17 protein-coding genes are annotated in these 20,633 nt (G+C 68.4%); 9 read left to right on the top strand and 8 right to left on the bottom strand.

Annotated elements, in window-relative coordinates; all coding sequences use genetic code 11:
• Window positions 1-18: 18 nt before the first annotated feature.
• Window positions 19-495, bottom strand: coding sequence for a cupredoxin domain-containing protein (locus ABD255_RS40970; protein WP_344222240.1), 477 nt, complete (start codon window positions 493-495; stop codon window positions 19-21).
• A gap of 199 nt (window positions 496-694) precedes the next feature.
• Here ABD255_RS40970 and ABD255_RS40965 point away from each other — a divergent pair, with 199 nt between their 5' ends.
• The 5 genes from ABD255_RS40965 to pruA all read left to right on the top strand — a co-directional run bounded on the left by ABD255_RS40965 (window position 695) and on the right by pruA (window position 5,905).
• Complete coding sequence (locus ABD255_RS40965; RefSeq protein WP_344222239.1) at window positions 695-2,158, top strand: WS/DGAT/MGAT family O-acyltransferase; 1,464 nt, start codon at window positions 695-697, stop codon at window positions 2,156-2,158.
• Window positions 2,155-2,700, top strand: a complete 546-nt coding sequence (locus ABD255_RS40960) for a DUF6912 family protein (RefSeq protein ID WP_344222238.1) — start codon at window positions 2,155-2,157, stop codon at window positions 2,698-2,700. Before ABD255_RS40965 ends, ABD255_RS40960 begins: the two co-directional genes overlap by 4 nt.
• 15 nt (window positions 2,701-2,715) lie before the next feature.
• Window positions 2,716-3,651: a non-homologous end joining protein Ku gene (gene ku, locus ABD255_RS40955; protein WP_344222237.1), complete on the top strand. Its 936-nt coding sequence runs from the start codon at window positions 2,716-2,718 to the stop codon at window positions 3,649-3,651.
• Window positions 3,651-4,061: a VOC family protein gene (locus ABD255_RS40950; RefSeq protein ID WP_344222236.1), complete on the top strand. Its 411-nt coding sequence runs from the start codon at window positions 3,651-3,653 to the stop codon at window positions 4,059-4,061. The genes ku and ABD255_RS40950 overlap by 1 nt, the downstream gene beginning before the upstream one ends.
• Window positions 4,062-4,276: 215 nt before the next feature.
• Window positions 4,277-5,905: an L-glutamate gamma-semialdehyde dehydrogenase gene (gene pruA / locus ABD255_RS40945; RefSeq protein WP_344222235.1), complete on the top strand. Its 1,629-nt coding sequence runs from the start codon at window positions 4,277-4,279 to the stop codon at window positions 5,903-5,905.
• Here the strand turns inward: pruA and ABD255_RS40940 are convergent.
• The 3 genes from ABD255_RS40940 to ABD255_RS40930 form a co-directional block, all read right to left on the bottom strand.
• Entirely contained in the window at window positions 5,865-6,050 is a 186-nt protein-coding gene (locus tag ABD255_RS40940) for a hypothetical protein (RefSeq protein WP_344222234.1), read from the bottom strand. The two genes, pruA and ABD255_RS40940, sit on opposite strands and share 41 nt — an antisense overlap.
• 76 nt (window positions 6,051-6,126) lie before the next feature.
• Window positions 6,127-6,624, bottom strand: a complete 498-nt coding sequence (locus ABD255_RS40935; protein WP_344222233.1) for a DUF2505 domain-containing protein — start codon at window positions 6,622-6,624, stop codon at window positions 6,127-6,129.
• A 45-nt stretch (window positions 6,625-6,669) separates the two neighbouring features.
• Complete coding sequence (locus tag ABD255_RS40930) at window positions 6,670-7,560, bottom strand: polysaccharide lyase (protein ID WP_344222232.1); 891 nt, start codon at window positions 7,558-7,560, stop codon at window positions 6,670-6,672.
• Window positions 7,561-7,811: 251 nt separating this feature from the next.
• On the opposite strand from ABD255_RS40930, the gene ABD255_RS40925 reads away from it, so the two are divergent.
• From ABD255_RS40925 to ABD255_RS40915, 3 genes are read left to right on the top strand one after another with little or no spacing between them, the layout of a single operon-like run.
• The gene (locus ABD255_RS40925; protein ID WP_344222231.1) at window positions 7,812-8,927 is read left to right on the top strand and encodes a GntR family transcriptional regulator; all 1,116 of its coding nucleotides are present in this window, start codon (window positions 7,812-7,814) and stop codon (window positions 8,925-8,927) included.
• Window positions 8,927-9,928 (top strand): Gfo/Idh/MocA family protein, encoded by a 1,002-nt coding sequence (locus ABD255_RS40920; RefSeq protein ID WP_344222230.1) that lies wholly within the window; start codon window positions 8,927-8,929, stop codon window positions 9,926-9,928. Before ABD255_RS40925 ends, ABD255_RS40920 begins: the two co-directional genes overlap by 1 nt.
• Window positions 9,929-9,933: 5 nt before the next feature.
• Window positions 9,934-10,692, top strand: a complete 759-nt coding sequence (locus tag ABD255_RS40915; protein WP_344222256.1) for an acyltransferase domain-containing protein — start codon at window positions 9,934-9,936, stop codon at window positions 10,690-10,692.
• Here the strand turns inward: ABD255_RS40915 and ABD255_RS40910 are convergent.
• Together ABD255_RS40910 and ABD255_RS40905 are read right to left on the bottom strand one after the other, a co-directional pair.
• Complete coding sequence (locus tag ABD255_RS40910) at window positions 10,679-11,785, bottom strand: hypothetical protein (RefSeq protein WP_344222229.1); 1,107 nt, start codon at window positions 11,783-11,785, stop codon at window positions 10,679-10,681. The genes ABD255_RS40915 and ABD255_RS40910 overlap by 14 nt on opposite strands.
• A 56-nt stretch (window positions 11,786-11,841) precedes the next feature.
• Window positions 11,842-13,218 (bottom strand): glycoside hydrolase family 76 protein, encoded by a 1,377-nt coding sequence (locus tag ABD255_RS40905; protein ID WP_344222228.1) that lies wholly within the window; start codon window positions 13,216-13,218, stop codon window positions 11,842-11,844.
• A gap of 261 nt (window positions 13,219-13,479) precedes the next feature.
• Here ABD255_RS40905 and ABD255_RS40900 point away from each other — a divergent pair, with 261 nt between their 5' ends.
• Window positions 13,480-14,331: a tryptophan 2,3-dioxygenase gene (locus tag ABD255_RS40900; protein ID WP_344222227.1), complete on the top strand. Its 852-nt coding sequence runs from the start codon at window positions 13,480-13,482 to the stop codon at window positions 14,329-14,331.
• 41 nt (window positions 14,332-14,372) lie between these two features.
• Here the strand turns inward: ABD255_RS40900 and ABD255_RS40895 are convergent, their stop codons facing one another.
• A complete protein-coding gene (locus tag ABD255_RS40895) occupies window positions 14,373-19,430 on the bottom strand; it encodes an AAA domain-containing protein (RefSeq protein ID WP_344222226.1) in 5,058 nt (1,685 codons plus the stop codon).
• Window positions 19,427-20,548 carry a M48 family metalloprotease gene (locus ABD255_RS40890; RefSeq protein ID WP_344222225.1) on the bottom strand — a complete coding sequence of 374 codons (1,122 nt, stop codon included), beginning with the start codon at window positions 20,546-20,548 and terminating at the stop codon, window positions 19,427-19,429. Before ABD255_RS40890 ends, ABD255_RS40895 begins: the two co-directional genes overlap by 4 nt.
• Window positions 20,549-20,633 lie beyond the last annotated feature (85 nt).

Genomic DNA, 20,633 nt, shown 5'->3' with positions numbered 1-20,633 from the left:
AGAGCGAGCACAGCGAGGTCAGGAGACGACGAGCTTGGCGACCAGCTTGCCGCTCTCGTGCGTCTCGACCTCGAAGGTGCCCTTCATGTTCGCGACGAACGTCACCGACGTCGGCTTGCCCGGGGTGAGCTCGAGTTCCTTGTCGTAGCCGTGCACGTGCAACTGGTCGGCGGCGTCGCTGATCGCGGTGATCAGTACCTTCTGGCCGGCCTTCACCTTGATGCTCGAACCGCTCGGGTTGACCTTGCCGTTGGCAACGGTGACGTTGATGGTGACGTCGGCCTGCTCGCCGGAGGGGTCGGTGGTGTTGGAGGGCGACTTGGTGTTGGGGGTGCTGGCGGGCGTCTCGGTCGGAGTCGGCGTGGGAGCGGACGACGGCGGCGGCGTACTCGGGGTCGCACCGGCGCCGGAGTCGTCGCCGCACCCGGCCAGGACCAGCATGCCGAGAGCGGGCAGGAGCGCGAGCGCGGTACCGCGGGAGAACGTCGAACGCATGAGACGAGGGGCCTTTCGAGGGTCGATTCCGAACAGCAGGCGTGACACACGCCCTCTTGGCCTACGAACGCGCCGGGCCCAGTGTTCCCGGATGCACCATCGGTCGTGTCACGATCTGCCCAGCCAGTGTCGCAGCCCACTGTCCGTGGGCACGGTTAGGGTGACTGGACACGAACCTGACAGGTGAAGGAGGGCCCGGATGCCGGACCGGTTGACGTCGCTGGATCTGACCTTCCTGAAGGCGGAGAGCCCGGCCACCCCGATGCACGTCGGCACGGTGGACATCTTCGAGCCGCCGGTGCACGGGGACGACGGGTTCGACTACGAGAGCCTGGTCGCGCTGATCCGCGACCGGATCGCCTTCGTGCCCCGCTACCGGCAGCGGATCCAGCAGGTGCCCGGCCGGTTCGCCGGGCCGATCTGGGTCGACGACGAAGAGTTCGACATCACCTTCCACGTACGCCGGTCCGCCCTGCCCCGGCCGGGCACCCACGCCCAGCTGCTCGAACTGGTCGCGCGGATCATGTCCCGCCGGCTGGACCGGGCCCGCCCGCTGTGGGAGATGTACCTCGTCGAGGGACTGCAGGGGGACCGGTTCGCGATCATCTCCAAGTCCCATCAAGCGCTTGTCGACGGCAACAGCACGGTCGACATCGGCCAGGTCGTCCTCGATGCCACCGCGCATCCGCGGGACACCCCGACCGACACCTGGCAGCCCGCGCACCCGCCCTCCGCGCTGGAGCTGCTCGCCGGGGTGTTCGCGGACGCCACCCGCCACCCGACCGCAGTACTGGAGCTGGCGCGGGCCGAGATGGCCAGCCTGACCGGGTCCACCTCGGTCCGCGAGGTGCTCGGTGACGTGGTGGGCTCGGTGGTCGCGCAGCGGCACGTCCAGGAGAGCTCACTGCACGTGAAGACCTCCGGCCAGCGCCGGTTCACCACGGTCCAGACGGACCTGGAGGACTACCGGGCCGTCCGGGCGATGCACGGGGGCACGGTGAACGACGTGGTCCTGGCGGTCGTCGCGGGTGCGCTGCGTGCCTGGATGATGACCCGCGGCGAGAGCGTCAGCCCGATCCGCGGGGTCCGGGCGGTGGTCCCGGTCAGCATCCGCGACGACGATGACGAGGAGCCGACCTCGCTCGGTTCCCGGGTGATCGCCTCGACGGTGAACCTGCCGGTCGGGGAGAACTCGCCGGTGATGCGGCTGCACCAGATCTCGTACCAGACCAAGGTGCACAAGGACACCGGCCGGGCGGTGAGCGCCCGCTCGCTGGTCGGGATCGCCGGGTTCGCGCCGACCACGCTGCACGCGCTGGCCGCCCGGGTGGCCACCGCCACCGTGCGGCCGATCGACGACGTGGTGATCACGAACGTGCCGGGTCCGCAGTTCCCGCTGTACGCGCAGGGCGCGCCGATGCTGGCGTCGTACCCGGTGGTGCCGTTGATGCCGGGGCAGGGGCTGTCCGTGGGCGTCACGTCGTACGACGGGAAGGTGTCGTTCGGGCTGAACGCGGACCGTACCGCGATGCCCGACCTCGCCGTGTTCGCCCAGTGCGTGACGGACGCGCTGGACGAGTTGCTCGACACCACCAAGGGGAGCCGGAACCGGGCGTCGCGCGGCCGGAAGAAACCTCGCAGTACGAAGAAGGCGGGCTCATGAGGATCTACATCCCATCGACCATTCCCCTGCTCGACGCCGCCTGCCACGCGGGGGAGTTCGGTCCGGCACCGTTCACCGGGTACGCCGTGACGCCCGCGCTGCGCGAGTGGTACAGCGACGGCGACGACGAGGAACTCGAGTACGCCGCGATGGCGCAGGCGGCTCGTGCCTCGGTCGGGCTGATCGCGGTCGACCCCGACGCGCCGCGCAAGCGGGTGGTAGTGGCGTGCGAGGTGTCAGCCGTCCCACCGGCCGACGGCAGCGTTCACCTCGGGGATGCCCGGCTAGAGCTGCACGTCGTGGTTCCGTGGACGGCGGTGGCGGCCGTGCATCTGGATGCCGACGGCGCTGAGGCGGTGATCGGCAAGGCGGCGGACAGCTGGGACGTCGCCCACGGTGACACCGCAAGTTCTGACCACGAGGACGCTGTCTTCGCCCTCGACTCGTGCGAGGGTGAAGACCTGTTGTGGTATGCGACACAGGAGATCCCGGACCTGCTCGCGGCGGAGGGGCCGCGCCGCGGGGTCCGGGATCCGGGCTGACAGGAGCTGATGGCGATGCAGGCGATCTGGAAGGGCGCCATCTCGTTCGGGATGGTCACGATCCCGATCAAGGTGTTCTCGGCGACGGAGGAGAAGGACATCTCCTTCCGTCAGGTGCACGTCGCCGACGGCGGCCGGATCCGGTACAAGCGGGTCTGTTCCGAGTGCGGCGAGGAAGTGCCGTACTCCGACATCGGCAAGGGCTACGAGATGGCCGACGGCCGGATGGTGATCCTCGAGCCGGAGGACTTCGCCGACCTGCCGCTGTCGAGCAAGAAGGTCATCGACGTGCTGGAGTTCGTGCCGGCCGACCAGGTCGACCCGCTCTACCTGGGCAAGTCGTACTACCTCGCCGCTGACGGTGGCCCCGGCGCCAAGCCGTACGTGCTGCTCCGGGATGCCCTGGAGGGATCGGAGCTCTACGCGCTGGTGAAGGTGGCGCTGCGGTCGCGGGAGAGCCTCGGCCTGCTGCGTACGTTCGACAACATCCTCGTGCTGCAGGTGATGCTGTGGCCGGACGAGGTCCGCGACTCCGCCTTCGCCGCTCCCGACGAGGACGTCGAGATCCGCAAGCAGGAGAAGGCGATGGCCGAGTCGTACATCGACACCCTGCGTGGCGAGTTCGACCCGGATCAGTACCACGACGAGTACCGGCACGCGCTGGAGCAGGTGGTCGAGGCGAAGGCCGCGGGCGTCCCGCTGCCGGAAACCGAGGAGGAGGAGACCGAGGGCGCCGAGGTCGTCGACCTGGTCGCTGCTCTGCGCGCGTCTGTGGAGGCCGCCAAGGCTCGGCGTGCCGCGGGCGGCTCCGGTGGCGGCGGCGCGGGCGACGCGAAGCCGGCCGCGGCCAAGAAGGCGGCTGCCAAGAAGGCTCCGGCGAAGAAGGCCGCCGCGAAGAAGGCGCCCGCCAAGAAGGCCGCTGCCAAGAAGACCGCGAAGAAGTCTGCCTGATGAGCGACAACCCGACACCGCAGGTGACGCCCGGTGCGTACCTGTTCGAGCTCGTGCCGGTGCCGGTGGCGGACCTCGATCGGGCGAAGGAGTTCTACAGCGAGAAGCTCGGATTCGCCGTCGACGTCGACGTCACCCCCGCGGACGGCGTACGGATCGTGCAGTTGACGCCGCCGGGGTCGTACTGCTCGATCACGTTGACCAAGGGGCTCAGCATGGTGGAGATGGAGCCTGGCGTGTTGCGAGGGCTCCATCTCGTGGTCAAGGACATCGAGGCGGCCCGTGCTGAGCTGGTCGGCCGGGGCGTCGAGGTGGGTCCGGTGGAGGACATGGGCGGCGTGTTCTACGCCGGGTTCGCCGACCTCGACGGCAACACCTGGACCTTGCAGCACATGCCTTGGCGGGAGTAACCGCCGTCTCGGAACGGATGCTCCAGAACAACGAGCTGTGAAACGCATGCTACAAAGGGACCGGCGGATGTGGCCGGTTCCCGACCGGACCTGTCAGGTTCGTGGTCTGGCGACGGACGTGGCAGCATGAAGACGCGAACTTGTCGCGGAAGGCTCCGATCGGGCGCCGCGCACGTCCGCGGACCAGTCGAGCCGACCGAGGAGCACCGCACACCATGGATGCCGTCACCGCAGTACCCACTCCTGTCAACGAGACCGTCCGTGGGTATGCGCCCGGCTCGCCCGAGCGGGCCAGCCTGGAGGCGAAGCTCAAGGAGTTCAACGCGGCGGGCGCGATCGACCTGACCTGCACGATCGGCGGCGAGCAGAAGCTCGGCGGCGGTGCGGAGATCAAGGTGGTCCAGCCGCACAAGCACGCTCACGTGCTCGGCACCCTGGGCAACGCCACCGAGGCGGACGGCAAGGCCGCGGTGGACGCGGCGCTCGCGGCCGCTCCGGCCTGGCGGGCGCTGTCCTTCGACGACCGCGCGGCGGTGTTCCTCAAGGCGGCCGACCTGCTGGCCGGTCCGTGGCGCGACACCCTGAACGCGGCGACCATGCTCGGCCAGTCCAAGACGGTCCAGCAGGCCGAGATCGACGCCGCCTGCGAGTTGATCGACTTCCTCCGCTTCAACGTCGCGTTCGCGCGCAACATCATCAACGACCAGCCGATCTCCTCGCCGGGGATCTGGAACCGGGTCGACTACCGCCCGCTCGAGGGCTTCGTCTACGCGATCACCCCGTTCAACTTCACCGCGATCGCCGGCAACCTGCCGACCGCGCCCGCGCTGATGGGCAACACCGTGGTCTGGAAGCCGTCACCGACGCAGCAGTTCGCGGCGCACTGGACGATGCGGCTGTTCGAGGCCGCCGGGCTCCCGGCCGGTGTGATCAACCTGGTCACCGGTGACGGCATCGAGGTCAGCCAGGCCGCGCTCACCCACCCGGATCTGGCCGGTATCCACTTCACCGGTTCGACGCCGACGTTCCAGCGGCTGTGGGGCACGGTCGGCGCCAACATCGCGTCGTACAAGACCTACCCGCGCCTGGTCGGCGAGACCGGCGGCAAGGACTTCATCCTGGCGCACCCGTCGGCCGACCCCGCCGTCGTGAAGACCGCGATGGTCCGCGGCGCCTTCGAGTACCAGGGCCAGAAGTGCTCCGCGGCCAGCCGTTCGTACGTGCCGCGCAGCGTCTGGAACCAGATCCGCGACGACATCGCCGCCGAGACCGACTCGCTGACGATGGGTGACGTCACCGACCTGTCGAACTTCATCGGCGCCGTGATCGACGACCGCGCCTTCGCCAAGCACAAGGCGGCGCTGGACCGGGCCCAGCAGTCCGACGCGATCGAGGTCGTGGCCGGCGGCACCTACGACGACTCCGAGGGGTACTTCGTCCGACCGACCCTGCTGGTCTCCGACGACCCGACCGACGAGATCTTCACCACCGAGTACTTCGGCCCGATCCTCGGCGTGCACGTCTACGAGGACGGCGACTACACCAAGGTGATGCAGCAGATGGAGAAGTCGGCGGCGTACGGGCTGACCGGTGCCGTCATCGCCCAGGACCGTACCGCGGTCGCCGAGGCGAGCGAGTACCTGCGCTTCGCGGCGGGCAACTTCTACGTCAACGACAAGCCGACCGGCGCCGTCGTCGGCCAGCAGCCCTTCGGTGGATCCCGCGCCAGCGGCACCAACGACAAGGCCGGCTCGATGTGGAACCTGATCCGCTGGGCCAGCCCGCGCTCGATGAAGGAGACCTTCACCCCGCCGACCGACTACCGGTACCCGCACCAGGGTTGAGGTAGATCAGCAGGGCGGATCCGCAGGTCACGCAGATCCACTCGTCCGCCGGATCGTCGGGGTGATCCCCGGTCTCGACTCGTTCGAAGCCCACCACGGCGTCGCAGAGTACGCAGTACTGCGTGTCGTCGGTTGTCGTTCGCATGACAAACCCACCTCCGAAGTCCTTCTCAGACTGCCACCGGAGGTGGGTTCGTCACGTCACCGACACGGGGTCGCGGTCAGTTGGTGCCGTTGTGCCAGTCGCGGCCGAGGTCGTGCTCCTTCTGCAGGCCGGAGCGGATCGCGTCGACGACGAACGGCTCGATCTTCTTGCCGATCAGCGGGACGGCGACCTTCACGTCGAGCTCGATCGCCTGCACGGTCTCGCCGCCGGTCGAGGTGATGCTCGCGGCGCCCTTGAGGGTGACCGGGGTGCCGGCGATCTCGCCCTTCACGTCGGCCGACCGGGACCCGTCCGGGTTGGCCGGGTGCCAGGTCTCGGTCTGCACGACGGTCAGCGTCTGCCCGACGAACTTGCGGGCGATGTCCGGTACGTCGTCGGACGGCATCTCGCGCTGCACCCGGACGACGGTGTCGCCGCCGGACTCGGTGACCTTCACGTCGTACGACAGCGCCTTGGTCTTCTCGCAGGCCTGCTCGCGGAAGGTGGCGTCGGTGACGATCGCGAAGACTTCCTCAGGGGTGGCGTCGTACGACGCCGACATCTTCAGCTCCATGCCGGACATCATGGCACTGGCCGCGGCCATGGCCTGGGCGGCGGGCTAGCAACCGCCGTTGAGTTCGCAGATGTCGGCGCGGCGGGTGGAGACCTTCAGGTCGTCGTACCAGATCCAGGAGTCGTTCGCCGGGGCGAAGTCGACGGTGGCGCCGCCGGCGAAGGACGAGAAGTAGGCCCGGTCGACCTGGTCGCCGTTGCGGACGAAGCGCAGGTTCTTGATGGTGGCCGCCTGGACGCCGTTGAACCAGATCTGGATCTCGCCGTCGGGGTTGGCGTTCCCGTTCGTCACGGTGTTCACCTTGAGCCGCTGGACGACATTCACCCATTGACCCCGCGGCCATTTGATCACGGTGCCACTGGTGTTCGTCAGATTGACGTAATCGCCGTACACGCCTTCGTGGCCCATGTGGTAATAGTAAATTGCCGCCTGGCCGCTGCTGCGCCAGATCAACCGGGAACTGAAACCGTTGTAGCCGGTGCAGACCTGACCGCCGGAGCAACTGGCGCCGCCGGCCAGACCGGCACCCACCTTCCCGGCGAACTGGGTGGTGCCCCAGCTGAAATCACTGCTGAACCTGACCCACTGGGACAGGTAGTATTCGCGGGCCTTGGTCAGCGTGAAGGGTGCCTGGGCGCCGGAGTCGGCCGGGCCGATCTTGCCCTTGGGATAGAACACCCGCAGGGATTTCTGGCCGGAGTGCCGGAAGTTGTGGCCGTCGATCCAGGTACGGCTGCTCATGCCTTCGTCCCAGGGAGCGCTCCAGCCGTCGGCGGTCCACTGGGCCAGTGTGTACGCCGAACCGCTGGCCGGCCGCTCGAACGTGTTCACCCGCAGCCCGTAGGTTCTTGGTTCGGGGAGTGGGACGGCCTGGGCCTCGATCGACCCGGCGACGAATGCGGTCAGTAATACCAGGGCGGCGGCGGTCTTTTTCATGGCGGAACCTCGAATTCTTCCATGGGGCGATGGGAAATGTCATTCCTAGAAGAGAATGAATTCTTCGGCATTCTGGCTGCCGAACAGAATGTCCAGGGGTCCGCGTTCCGTCAAGAGTGTGCATTCGTTCCCGCTCGACTCCACTGGGAAGGAATTCATTCCGTTGTGGTCACAGATCGGGACGAAATAGTAGCTAATCATTCCCAGTAGATGCCTTGACGACGGATGGAGTCGCTCGCAGGATGGCTGGCATGACGAGCGAGCAGGGACTGGACGCGGTGCCCCGGGGGATGAAGTTCCGGACCCTCGCGAACCAGTTGCGGGAGCAGATCGCGACCGGCCGCTGGTCGATCGGCGACCGGCTGCCGACCGAGCACGAACTGGCCAAGACCTACGAGGTCGGCATCAACACCGTGCGCCGCGCCGTCAACCTGCTGATCGAGGAGAGCCTGGTACGCCGACGCCAGGGCTCGGGCACGTTCGTCCTCGCCGTGCCGGGGGACTCACTGCAGCGCAGGTTCATCGGAGTACTCGTCCCTTCGACCTCGTACTTCTACCCGAAGGTGATCGAGGGCATCGAGCGGGTGCTGAGCGCAGCCGGGGTGCGAGTCATCCTGTCGAGTTCCGAGTACGACCTGGACATCGAGGCCGAGCAGACCCGGCAACTACTGCAATCGGGAGTCGACGGACTGCTACTGGTTCCGAACCTGCACCTGATGGACAAGCCCACGCAGTACTTCGAAGGCCTGCCGGATCTGCCCGTGCCCTATGTCCTGATCGAGCGACGGCCTCCGGACCCCGCGCCCGACGACGCGACGCCGTACGTCTGCACCAACCACCAGGGCGGCGCTTACGCGGCCGTCCGCCATCTCATGGAGCTCGGACATCGCCGCATCGGCCACCTCGGCCGACACAGAACCGGTACTGCGGACGCCGTGCTCGCCGGATTCGACCAGGCGCTCGCCGACTTCGGTCTGCCGGTGATCCCGGCCGTGAACAGGCGGCATGAGGAGTGGTTCCCCGACGACCTCGCCGAGTACACCCAGACCTGCGTCGACAACGACGTCACCGCGGTCTTCTGCCTGGGTGACCGGGACGCCTCGGCTCTGGTCCTGCACGCCCGTCGGCTGGGCCTCGAGGTGCCGGGCGACTTCGCGATCGTTGCCTATGACGACGAAGTGGCGGATCTCGGCGAGATACCGCTGACTGCGGTCTCGCCTCCCAAGGCCGAGGTGGGAGCACTGGCGGCCGACCTGCTGCTCCGCCGCTTGGCGCAGGGCGAGACGACGCCGATCCCTCAAGTCCAACTTCAGCCGCGTTTGGTGATCCGCGCTTCCTGCGGTGCCGCCGCGAGGACGCAGCTGTGATGCGGCTCGGCCTCGTCGGCGCCGGCGGAGTGGCACTCCTGCATGCGGAAGCGGCGGCGACACTGCCCAACGTCGAGGTGACGGCCGTCTGCGACCCGCGGCTCGAGGCGGCCGGGGAAATGGCCGGCCGGATCGGCGCCCTTGCTTTCAGCGATCACACGGCGATGTTCGAGTCCTGCGAGCTGGACGCCGTCGTGGTGACAGCGCCGCACACGCTGCACGCGCCGATCACCGTTGACGCGGCCCGGCACGGCTTACATGTCCTGGTGGAGAAGCCGATGGCCACCAGCGTCAGCGACTGCCTGCTGATGATCGACGCCTGCCGCCAGTACGGCGTACGCCTGGGTGTCGGTCATGTCGTCCACTTTCTGCCGGGCGCGATCCAAACGCGGCGGATTCTCGCGTCGGGGGATCTCGGCGCGCCGCTGACCATGACGGAGCGGCGGACCGCGCACTATTCGCCGGGGTCGCGGCCGGCCTGGTTCTTCGACCGGTCATTGGCCGGCGGTGGCATCGTGATGAACGTCGGCATCCACAGCATCGACAAGGCCCAGTGGCTCGGTGCCGCACCGGCCACGAGAGTGCTCGCTCATGTGACGCAGAAGCCGGGAATGACCGTCGAGACGGAGGCCGTCGCGCTGCTGCAGTTGGAGAACGGGATGCGGGTGTCGCTGTCACTGGCCGGCACGGGACTGCCGTTCCACGATGAGACCGAGATCGTCTGCGAGCAAGGGGCGTTGCGGTTGTCCCGGCGCGACGGACTGTGGATCTACCGGGAGTCCGAGGAGGTCCCACTGCTGCCGGCGGCCGAGTCGGATATCGATCGGGCGTTCCGTGACCAGTTGGCGGACTTCGTCGAGGCTTGCCGCGATGGCCGCGAGCCCGCCGTGGGCGGCGAGTACGGGCGCTCGGTGGTCGCGACTGCGATCGCGATCTATGAGTCGTCCGCCTTGGGCGATCAAGTAGCGATTCCGCACACGAGCGAACTGTTGCAGCGTTGACGACGGTGTATGAGGCGCTTCGGTGGCTCGACGTGCCGGAGGCGTTCCGGCAGCCGCTCGTCGAGTCGATGCCGGACCCGGACCGTACTCCGGAGCTGTGGCTCGCGCTGCAGGAGACTTGCAGCGTTCTGCGTGGCGACATCGGGTCCCTTACGTCGTCACAGCGATGGCCCGATCCGCCGCTGTCGCAACGCTATTTCTACTTCCACGCGTTTCTGACAGTCCTGCCGGACATCCGTCGATGGCATGCCGAGCAAGGCGTTTCCGACCAGATCTCGCAGGCCACCTTGGCTGATCTGGGCACCAAGGTCACCCAACTCGGCAAGCAGAACTGGCTGGCGCGGCACTTCCACGGCAGCCTCTACCGGTTGGGTCGTCTCCAGTTCGATCGGACGCCCGACGGGGTTCTCGAAGTACACATTCCCGGCGATGGGCCGCTGCCGCCGTCGGCGTGCGATGAGTCGTTCGCGCAGGCCGCAGCATTCTTCGGCGGCGAGTACAGCCGCGCGGTCTGCCATTCCTGGCTGCTCGACGAACAACTCCGCGACTACTTGCGGCCGGACAGCAACATCATCCGGTTTCAGCAGCGCTTCACCGTGATTGGCGATCCGGTGGTCGCGGACGACGACGTGATCGAGTTCGTGTTCGGGGAGGGGGCTACGGAACTGCCCCGGGAGACGACGCTCCAGCGTGCGATCGCGGACCACCTGGCCGAGGGCCGGCACTGGCACCAACGCACCGGCCGGCTGGTCATTCGGAGTTGATCCAGGACCAGGTCTCGGTGTCGGCGGGGACGCCGGCTGCTTCGAACCAGCCGGCGACCCGGAGGTGGTTCTCCCGCAACGGGAGGCCGTCGCCGAGCTCTCCCTCGGCGATCAAGGCGGCGAAACAGTCGATCAGCCGGGTCTGCAAGGACCCGGCCGGGTTGCTGCCGGTGCTCTCCTCGAGGAAGTCGACCAACCGCGGCAGCGCGTCGTACGGCGCGTGCACGGTGTACCCGTACTCCCGGCCGGGATCGTCGGCCAGCGGCAGATAGTCGTAGAACTCGGTGAACCGGATCCCTTCGTCCCCGCGCTCCGGATCGAGCGTCACCCGCAACGAGAACACACAGTCGTTCCGCCGCCGATGCACCTTGAGCAACGTCGTCTGCCACTCGGAACCGTAGCTCTGGAACGGAATCCCCGCCGCCGCCAACCAGCCGGCCACCCGATCGCGAGCCTCCATCGGCCGCTCCCCGGGAGCCAACAGGTCCGCCACGGCGCGAAACGCCTTGAGCAACCTCTCCTGCCAGTCGCCGTCCGGCTCGGGGACCGGCTTGGCGGATCGCTCTTCGAGCAAGGCGGTCACCGCCTCGACCGTGCTGTGGCCGAGCTGGATCTGATAGAGCCCGGCTCGCTGGTCGAGCGGTCCGTGCACCTCTTGGAAGATGACCTTCCGGCTGGTGGAGTCCACCGTGACCTCGATCGTCACCATGCCGCGGGCGAGCACAACCTCGCGACGGTTGACGCCGCCTCGCTTCGGCGACAAGCCGGCTTCTTCGCACCAGGTGAACACCTGCTCGCGCAGAGCCGAGCGACCGCCCGCGGGGGACAGTTCACCGCGGGCGATCAATTCTTCCAGGCAATGAACCAGCCGCTCCGCCGGATCACCGGCGGGCGACCAGCCGAGCCGCCCTTCGAGGTACTCGTCGAGAGCCGGTACCGCGTTGGACATGAGCCAGACCGTGTAGCTGTTCGCGGGCTCGCGGTACTCCTCCTCGAAGACGAACGTGCCCTGCTCCTCCGAGGACGAGGAGAACTTGGTGCTGACGATCAGGTTGCTCGACGGGTCGACGTACAGGATGTCCTTGCGGCTCACGCCTCCCAGGCTAGGTCGGCGAAGTGCCACGGACCCGGGCGCCCCTGGATCACCGGCTATGGGGTCGCGTTGAACAGGTCGAGGGCGCTGTGCTGGCGAGCGGCGTCGAGCTTGTCGATCGGGCCGTACCAGCGCAGACCGTACTGGTCCATCGGCGTTCGGTCGGCCGCGAAGGCGCGATCGGCCTGGCGCCGCAGGTACGTCGTGTACGGGCGGTCGGACAGCGCCGCGTTGAGTTTGCCCAGGCCGCGGACGTGCGCACCCTTGAAGGACGGGCCGTCGCCGCCGCAGTCACCGGACTCGCACGGCTCCTTGAGGATCCCGTCGGGCGTGTTCAGTCCGGACGACGTGGTGGCCGCGTCGGCGATCTGGCGGGCCCTGGTCAGGTAGGCGCTGTTGTTGGTTGCCTTGGACAACTCCGTGAGGGCGCCGAGCAGCACGCCCTGGTTGTAGGTCCAGGCGACGTCGCCGTTGTTCTTGCAGGTGGACAGGTTGATGCCGTCGTTGACCAGGTTCGAGCTGTTGATCATCCCGGTCTGCTGGAACCAGGTCCAGCCGTTCTGAGCTCGCTGCAGATAGGTGGTGTCGCCGGGGATCCTGTTGTGCAGGGCCGCGCTGAGCTGGATGTAGAGCGAGTTGGAGATGGCGTTCTTGTAGGTCTTCGCCTGACTCCACCAGACCCCGCCGCCACAGGTGTTGTCCCAGTACGCCGCCATGTGGTCGGCGTCTGCTCTCGCGGTCTGCAGGTAGCGGGCCTCTCCCGTCAGGTCGTAGGCGGCGATCCACGCGAGACCCCACCAGCCGGTGTCGTCGAGGTAGTCGTTGCGGAACTGGCCCTGGTGGGCGTTGAGGTTGAGGTCGTAGGTCCGAGCGATCGCGTACCGGTAGCTGCCCATTCCGGTCACCCAAGCGTTGTCGATGATCGCGTTCAGCGCGTTCGCGGAGTTCCACCAGCCGGTGGTGGCGAACAGGCCGGTCGAGTAGTTGTAGAACTGCATCTGCGCGGTGGCGGCGGCGGTACGGCGGTCTCCTGCGTTCCAGGTCGTTCGGGCCCACGGAGTACAGGCGATGTCGGGGCGGTCGCCGGCTTTGCCGCAGGCGCGGAGGGCGCCGACGCCGTGGTTGTTCCAGTCGTCGACGTTGTACATCAGGGTTCGCCAGCCGCTCTGGCCCGCGGGGATCGCGGTGTTGCCGAGCCGGCTGCCGGACGACCAGGTGCGGCCGCCGTCGAACGACCGGTCCAGCCAGACCTCGTCACCGGCATTGCCGGTCTCGATCGAGGCCCAGCCCATCGCGTCGGCGTCGTCGAAGTGGAGCCGCAGGGTCCGGCCGAAGATGCCCGCCGAGACCGGGGAGCGGTCGCCGGGGGACAGGGCGGGGTCGCGGGCGTCGCAGTACTTGTTGCAGATGGTGGCCTGGATCGATCTGCTCACTGGCGGGGTGGACGGAGCGGGCGGAGCGGGTGCACCGAGGGGGAGGGACAACGTTGTAAGCGTGACAGCGGAAACGATTCCACCAAGCATGAGTTCTCCCTGGGGCGGAAGGAAGAGAGCGTTCTCACGAAGGTATTGCGGCCTCCGTGAGCGCGTCAATACGCCAGGTGATCGGCGTGCGGCGATCAACGAGGTGAGGACGGCGGCGGCGAGTACAGCCGTGACGGCGATGGTCACCGTGGCCGGGGTTATCCTCGGGCCGTGAGCAGCGCAAGTGGTACAGACGGGGTCCAGCCCAGCGGTGAAGTAGTGACCGGCCGGTGGGACGGCGTGGACGTGAACTTCGGTGAGGAAGGTGGTCGCCTCACCTACGGCAGCTACCTGCGGTTGGAGCACCTGCTGGACCAGCAGCGGCTGGAGTCCGACCCGGTCGCGCACGACGAACTGCTGTTCATCACGATCCATCAGGTGTACGAGCTGTGGTTCAAGCAGATCCTGCACGAGCTGACCGCGTCCCGGGACGCGATGCTGACCGACCAGCTGTGGCTGGCCCAGCACCTGCTCCGGCGGGTGCACACGATCGAGCGGACGCTCACCCAGCAGGTCGACATCCTGGAGACGATGACGCCGCAGGACTTCGGCGAGTTCCGGCACCGGTTGTCGCCGGCCAGCGGGTTCCAGTCGGTGCAGTTCCGCGAGATCGAGTTCCTGTCGGGAGCGAAGGATCCCTCGTTCGTGAAGCGGTTCCGCGGCCTGTCGGACCTGGAGAAGGCCCGGCTCGATCAGCGGCTGGACGAGCCGACCCTGTGGGAGGCGTTCCTGGTGGTGCTGGACGGTGCCGGCTTCTCCACGACGAACGAGGACGACCTGCACAAGGCGTTGCAGACAGTGGCCGGCGACCGCCGCCAGTACGCCGAGATCTGGGAGCTGGCCGAAGCTCTCCTCCAGCACGACGAACTGGCCGCGTCATGGCGCGCGCGGCACGTGGTGATGGTCGAGCGAATGATCGGCACGAAGCCGGGCACGGGCGGATCTTCCGGCGCCGGCTACCTCCGCAGCCGCCTGGATCTGCGCTACTACCCCCTCCTGTGGGATTTGCGAAGCTCGCTCTGAGAGCCCTGTTGCGGTCGGGAGATGCGCGACGGCGTGGTGGCCTAGTCGGTCGGGCGGTCGAGGGTATCGAGCAGACGAGCCAGCACCGCGTCGGGATCGCGAGCCCAGTCACCTGTGAGGACGTGGTGGACTCGCCACCCGCCCGTGCTCAACGCGCGCGGGTGGGTGGTCAGCCGCTCCAGCAACGAGTCTGCCGCGACCCGCTCCGGGGTATCGACCAGCACAGCCAACCGGTGCCCCTCGTCACCCGGCCGCTTCAGTGCGAGGTCACACCGGAACACCGATTCGCCGACCGCGGTATCGACTTCGACGCCGTGGGCTCGCAACGCCTCCGCCAACTGCGCGACAACAGCCGACCGGTGATCGGCTGAAGGTGTCTTGCGGGTGGGAAGGACGTAGGACGACAGGGCGGCGCGGACGGCCTCCGGGTTCCCCTGGGAGATGGCGTTGGCGTAGGTGAGGAAGCGGCGCAGCGTGTTGGCGCCGTCGTTGTAGGTGTTGGTGATCGCCTCCGGCTCGATGCTGGAGACGATCACCATGTGCCGGCGGGCCCGGCTGAAGATGACGTTCAGCCGCTTCTCGCCGCCGGAGGTGTTGATCGGGCCGAAGTTCATCAGCATCCGGCCGTCCGCACCGGCGGCGTAGCAGACGCTCATGATGACGATGTCGCGCTCGTCGCCCTGGACGTTCTCCAGGTTCTTCACGAACAGCCCCGCGTCCTGCTCGTCCCGGGTCCGGACCTGCTCGGCCTCGTACTTCGCGCCGAAGTCGGGGTCCGCCTCGGCGAGGTCGTCCAGCGCCCGCTCGATCTCACCCTGCTGGGCTTCGGAGAACGCGACGATGCCGAGGCTCTTGCCGGTGTCGCGGCTGAGGATCTCCCGGACCAGTCCGGCGATCCAGGTCGCCTCGGCGGGATTGGTACGCCGTACATAGACGCCGTCGACGACTCGCACCGCGGTGATGCTCCCGGCCAGCACGCCGTCGACCACGTCCGTACTGCGGTCCTCGGCTCGAACCGTCCAGGGTGGGGCGGGATGGGCGGGGAGGCGATCGGGGATGGTGGCGAGGCGGCCCTGGTAGAAGGCGGCGTTGCTGAAGGAGATCAGAGCCTCGGAGCGGCTGCGATAGTGCCAGGTGAGCATCGTCGAGGCGAGCCGGAGGGCGCTGATCGCGAGGAAACTGTCGTCGGTGAGCGCGATGCCGACCTGCTCGGCGTCCTCGTCGTCGGGGTCCACGGTCGGCGTCGAGACCCGGAAGTACTGCGTCGGCGGCAGTTGCATCTGGTCGCCGACCACGATCACCTGCGGGGCTCGATGCAGTGCGGGGATCGCCTCCTCGATCGGGATCTGGCTGGCCTCGTCGTAGATCACCACGTCGAACGAGGTCGCGAGCGGCAACGTGTCCGACACCGACGACGGGCTCATCAGCCAGGCCGGCCGCAGCAGCGAGACCACCGTGCCCGGCGCGCCCGAGGCGAGATCGCGGATCGACTTGTAGCGCATCACCTTGCCGAACTCGTGCTCCAGCTCGCGCCGGCCGGCGGCGAAGGCCTTCTTCCGCGCGCGATCCTCGGCCGGCATCCCGGTCGCGCTCAGCTCGGACTGCGCGAGCTCGGTGAGGAAGCGACGCCGTACTCCGGCGACCACGACGTCGGCGTTGACCGCCGTCAGTTCGTCGTACACCAGGCTCAGCTCGCCGACGATCGAATCGAGCCGGGCGGACGTCAGCTCGGTCAGCAAGGGCGCCGCCGCCCGCGCGCGCTGCCAGTGCAGGGCACAGACCGCGTACTCGAGCTGCTCCGGCGTCGCCTCCGACGACCGGACTGCTGCCTGTATCGACGCAGGTGCTTCCGAGAGCTTGCGCATCGCCGGAACCAGCTGCTGGATCGCCGGCACCAGAGCCGGCGAAGCCAACGCATCGACAACCCCTTGTACTTCGGCCAGCGTCCGGTCCGCGTAGCTCTCGACCAGCAACCCTCGGGTGGCGTCCTCGGCCTCAGCCAGCGCGACGGCTACCTTCTCGAGCGCCGCGGCCACCGACCTATCGGCCGCGAGCGCGGACCGCCAGCTCGCCAGGGCCGGCTCCTGGCCGAGCTCATGAACGCGGCGCGCCAGCTCGACCGGGTCGTCCGTCCCCCAGTCGTGCTGCGCCCTCTCCGCGTTCTGCTTGACCGCGTCCGATGCGTCGTGTGCCGCGACCAGGCTGGTCAGAGTCTCCGTGACGGAGGGCCGAACCGCCCGCGTGGACGCGTCGTGACGGCGCTTCACCAGTGACTTCACCCTGCGCCAGTCGCCGTTCAGGAAGGACAGCACTCCGCCTTCCTTGCTTCGGGCAACCACCAGCGCGGCCCGTGCGTCCACCGCCGTCAACGGCTCACTCCACCCCGAAGCCGCCTCCCAGGCCGTCCGCTCGGCCGTCACCAGCCGCTCGTGGTCGATGGCGGTGTCCCGCAAGGCCCGCGCCACCGTGGACTCGACGTCGACGGCGCCGGCTTTGCCCTTCTCCGCCAACGGGCGCATCACCACACCGAACTGACCCACTCGGCGGGCGTCCGCCACCGCGAGCTCGCCCGCTGCTGGGTCGCCGGCACTCTCGAGAGCTTGCGCTACCGCGACCCAGAGGGGCTGAGCCTCGCCGGCGATGCTGGGGATCTCGGCGTCGGCACCAGGAGCGGACCAGACCTCGGGGGCGACCAGGCTGAGTGGACTGCGGGCGAGGACGCCGCCGTTGGTGGGATCGGCGACAGCGAGCGCCTTCGCCAGTTCGGCCACGACTTCGCGGGCGGACCACCAGTCGGCAGGCGAGGGAATCAGCCGGAGCTGGGACGGGGTGAGGTCGTCGCCCCACCGGTGTTCGCGCAGTTCGGCGAGCTGGTTGACGACCGTGCGCAGCGGCGGGGAATCGCCCGCCAGTTGGGTCTCGAACTGCCCGACGGTAGCGAGCAGGCGATCGACCCGGGCCACGAGCGCGTCCCGGCGTACGGTCAGGTCGTCGAGGTCGTCCTCGGACCCCAGCCAGCTCTCGTACGTGTCGCGCAACCCGTGGACGAACGCCTTCTTGTCGGCCTGGGAATCGTGGATCAGCGTGCACAGTCCGTCGAGCCGGCGGCTGACCAGTCGTGCGTGCACCACGTCGAGCGCCGCGCGTTTCTGGCAGACGAACAGGACCCGCCGGCCGCGGGCGACGAAGTCCGCGATCATGTTGGTGATCGTCTGCGACTTCCCCGTCCCGGGTGGACCCTGGATGACGAAGCTCTCGCCCCGCTGGGCGCGCGCGACGGCCGCGACCTGCGACCCGTCCGCCGGCACCACGAGGTGCCGATCCGCGGTCGGCAGCTCGGGAGGTTCGCTGCTGATCGGCCTGGGCCGGTCGGAGAACAGCTGGTCGAACGACGGGCACGACCGCCCGGTCTCCAGCAGTTCGTCGTAGTCCCGGACGAGTCCGAGCGTCCGGTAGTTGAAGTTCGCCAGCGCGACCGCGCACAGGTCCACGTCCCACGCGTACGGGCTGCCGTCGTCACCGGTCTCCAGCGTGTAGGTGTCGGTCTCGATCGCGCCCGGCCGCCGCGGCTCGCCCAGGACGATGCTCAGCGGCAACTCCTGCACAGCCAACTGGTTGCGGAAGATCTGCACGCCGAGCGGCTGGTAGTCCGGCCGCCGATAGGAGTACGAGTAGTGCCGCCCGCCGAACTCGTTCGCCGTGTTCCCGTGCTGGCGGCGCCGGTAGTTCCGCAGCTTCACCATCGCGCGTTGCCGGACCAGGTCGATCCGGGGTTTCTCCCGCAGCTGCAACCGCAGCCCCGGCTCCGACGCTTGGAGCTCGGCGCGCAACCGCTCATGCAGTACGCCGATCGCCCCCGGGTCGGTCAGATCCACCTTCACCGGCAGGTTGATCCCGTACAGCTGGTGCAGGTGATGCCGCAGCGTCGGGTTCACCTCTGCGAGGGGATCGGCGATCCGCAGCGTGTACGAGTCGCGCACGCCGCGCTTCTTCGCCAGCTCCACCTTCACGAGCACCAGGGGAGAGGTCAGCCGCGTCGCCGGGTCGTTCTTCAGGTCGTGCCAGCGCAGGAACGCCGGAACCAGCCGCAGCTGATCCTGCCCGTACTCCGCTCGGTCGCGCCGGGCGGTCGAGATCAGCTTGTCCAGGGCGGACGCGGCGTACGGCGCCTCGTCGTACCGGATCCACTTGCCGAGGGTCTGCGGCTTGCCGTCGACGAAGCGGGCGGCGAGGTCGGCGTTCCAGGTGAACAGCTGCTCGGCGCGGATGTTGCGCACGTCGAGCATCAGCGGGACGGACACCTCGGTCAGGTTGATCGTCTGCGCGGTGTGCCGGAAGTTGACCAGGCGGTTGCGCCGGGACAGGTCGAACAGCCTGTCCCGCAAGGCCTTCAGGACCGCCGCGCGCCGATCCGCCGTACCGCGGGTGACCGCGTCGACGTCGAAGTCGAGCGGCTGGTCGCGGTAGTTCTCCAGCTGCTCGATCAGGGAGCGCAAATCCTGGGCGCGGTGGTGCCGGTCCGGCTCGGCCATCTGGGCGGCGACCGAGACGATCACCGGGTGCAGTGTCCCGGTCAGGGTGTAAAGGTTGCCTCGGGCACCGATCAGGCGGGCGACGCCCTCGGTCCGGGACAGGTCCAGGCCGCAGCCGAGACCGATCAGCAGTTGGCCGAGGCTGAAGATGTCGGTCAGTGGGTCGTGATGACCGAGCACGTGCTCCCAGCTCTGCCAACCGGGCACCAGGACGGGCGCGGTGATCGCCTCCGGCTCCGGCTCGGTGACCTTCAGCTGTGGACGGGAGCCGCTCTCGCCGAGGTCCGTCTCGACCTGGCGGTGCGCGACCACCTCGACCGCGGTGGCGCGATGCCCTTCTCTGGCAGCGATCTCGTGCTCTTGGAGGAGGGGACGGGATGCGTGCTCCGGCAGGAATCCGAGCCGTGTCCGGTCGTCCACGGTGATGCGATCGAGGCCGCGCAGGGGCGCGACCAGGCCGCGCTCGTGGACCTCGGCGGTGGCGTGGAACAGCGGAAGCACCGCCGCCAGCAAGGCGTCATTGCCGAGCCCACCTTGGGAGACGGCCAGCGCGACGAGATCCTTCATGCCGTCACCGCCTCGATCAGCTCCGCGCGCCTCTTGCCGCTCCAACCGAGCTCGTCGTCCGCCAGATCGTCGTACTCCGTCAGTCCCGCGTGGCGCGCCAGCCGCAACGAGGCGATCAGCGCGGCATCACCCGCCTCGGGATCGGCCGTCGCGAGATCGAGCAGCAGGTAGCAGAGGTACTGCCTCGTGGCCGGCGTCAACGCCCGCGGGCGGGGGATCGGAGCCCCGTCGACCGGGCGGACCGCCAGCGGCTCGTCGAACCGCGGCACCACCCCACCCGGTACGCCGAGCGGCCCGGGCGGATCCGCGAACCCGGCCGCATACGTGGCGACGGCGTCGGTGCGCAGGCCTTCCGCCTGGGCGATGTGTGCGGCGAAGTCCGTGCTGAGCTCGCGGAGCAACTCGGCATCCAGGAGGTCGGGCGCATCCACGTCGAGCGGCCCGGTCAAGAGCACCTCGACGTCCTCTCCGGCGAGCCACTTCTGCAACGCCCAGGCGCGAGCAACCCCTTCCGGATGACTCGTTCCACGGCTGCCCGTGCTCAGATCCAGCTCGCCGGCCTGTCTGAGGTAGGCGTCGGGGTCGACGGTCCCCAGCCCCGTCTGGACCTTCAGCAGCGCGCTGATCGCAGTACCGAGATCGTCGCAGGCGACGAGCGCTCCGCGATCGGCGAACAGTTCACACGCCATCACCCAGCGCCGATGCGTCTCCAGATATTGCTGCGGAGTCCTGGCATCACCCGCCGCCGCGTCCAGCAGCCGATCCACTGCGAGATAGGCGCCGTCGTCAAGCGTCCACAACACCCGATGCGCCAACTCGTGCCCACAGACAGCCGTCAACTCCTCCGGCGTGAGCCGGTCCAGCAAGGGCCCTTCGAACAGCACCACGGCCCGATCCCCCTGATGCACCAACGATGCATTCGGCTGGCCACTTCCCTGCGCCTGAAAGAACTCGACCTCCATGTCGAGCCCCAACGCCTCACCAGCCTGCCGCCCCGCCGCATGCAACGCCGGATGACTCCCGGCCTCGAGCCGATAGGTGTTCCTGAGCAGGACCTCGCTCAACCCCGGATCCTGCACGTCCCCGGCCCGCAGCGCAGCCCACGCACGCTCATCCACCCGGCGAACCTGCGACAACACAGCCCGGTGATACCCCAACGGCCCCGCCAACATCACCCCGCCACCCTAACCACCAGCACCGACG

The sequence above is a fragment of the Kribbella sancticallisti genome, assembly GCF_039530625.1.
GTDB classification, from domain to species: Bacteria; Actinomycetota; Actinomycetes; order Propionibacteriales; family Kribbellaceae; genus Kribbella; species Kribbella sancticallisti.
The sequence above is the reverse complement of the archived record's forward strand: the minus strand, read 5'-3'. Positions and strand labels throughout refer to the sequence as shown.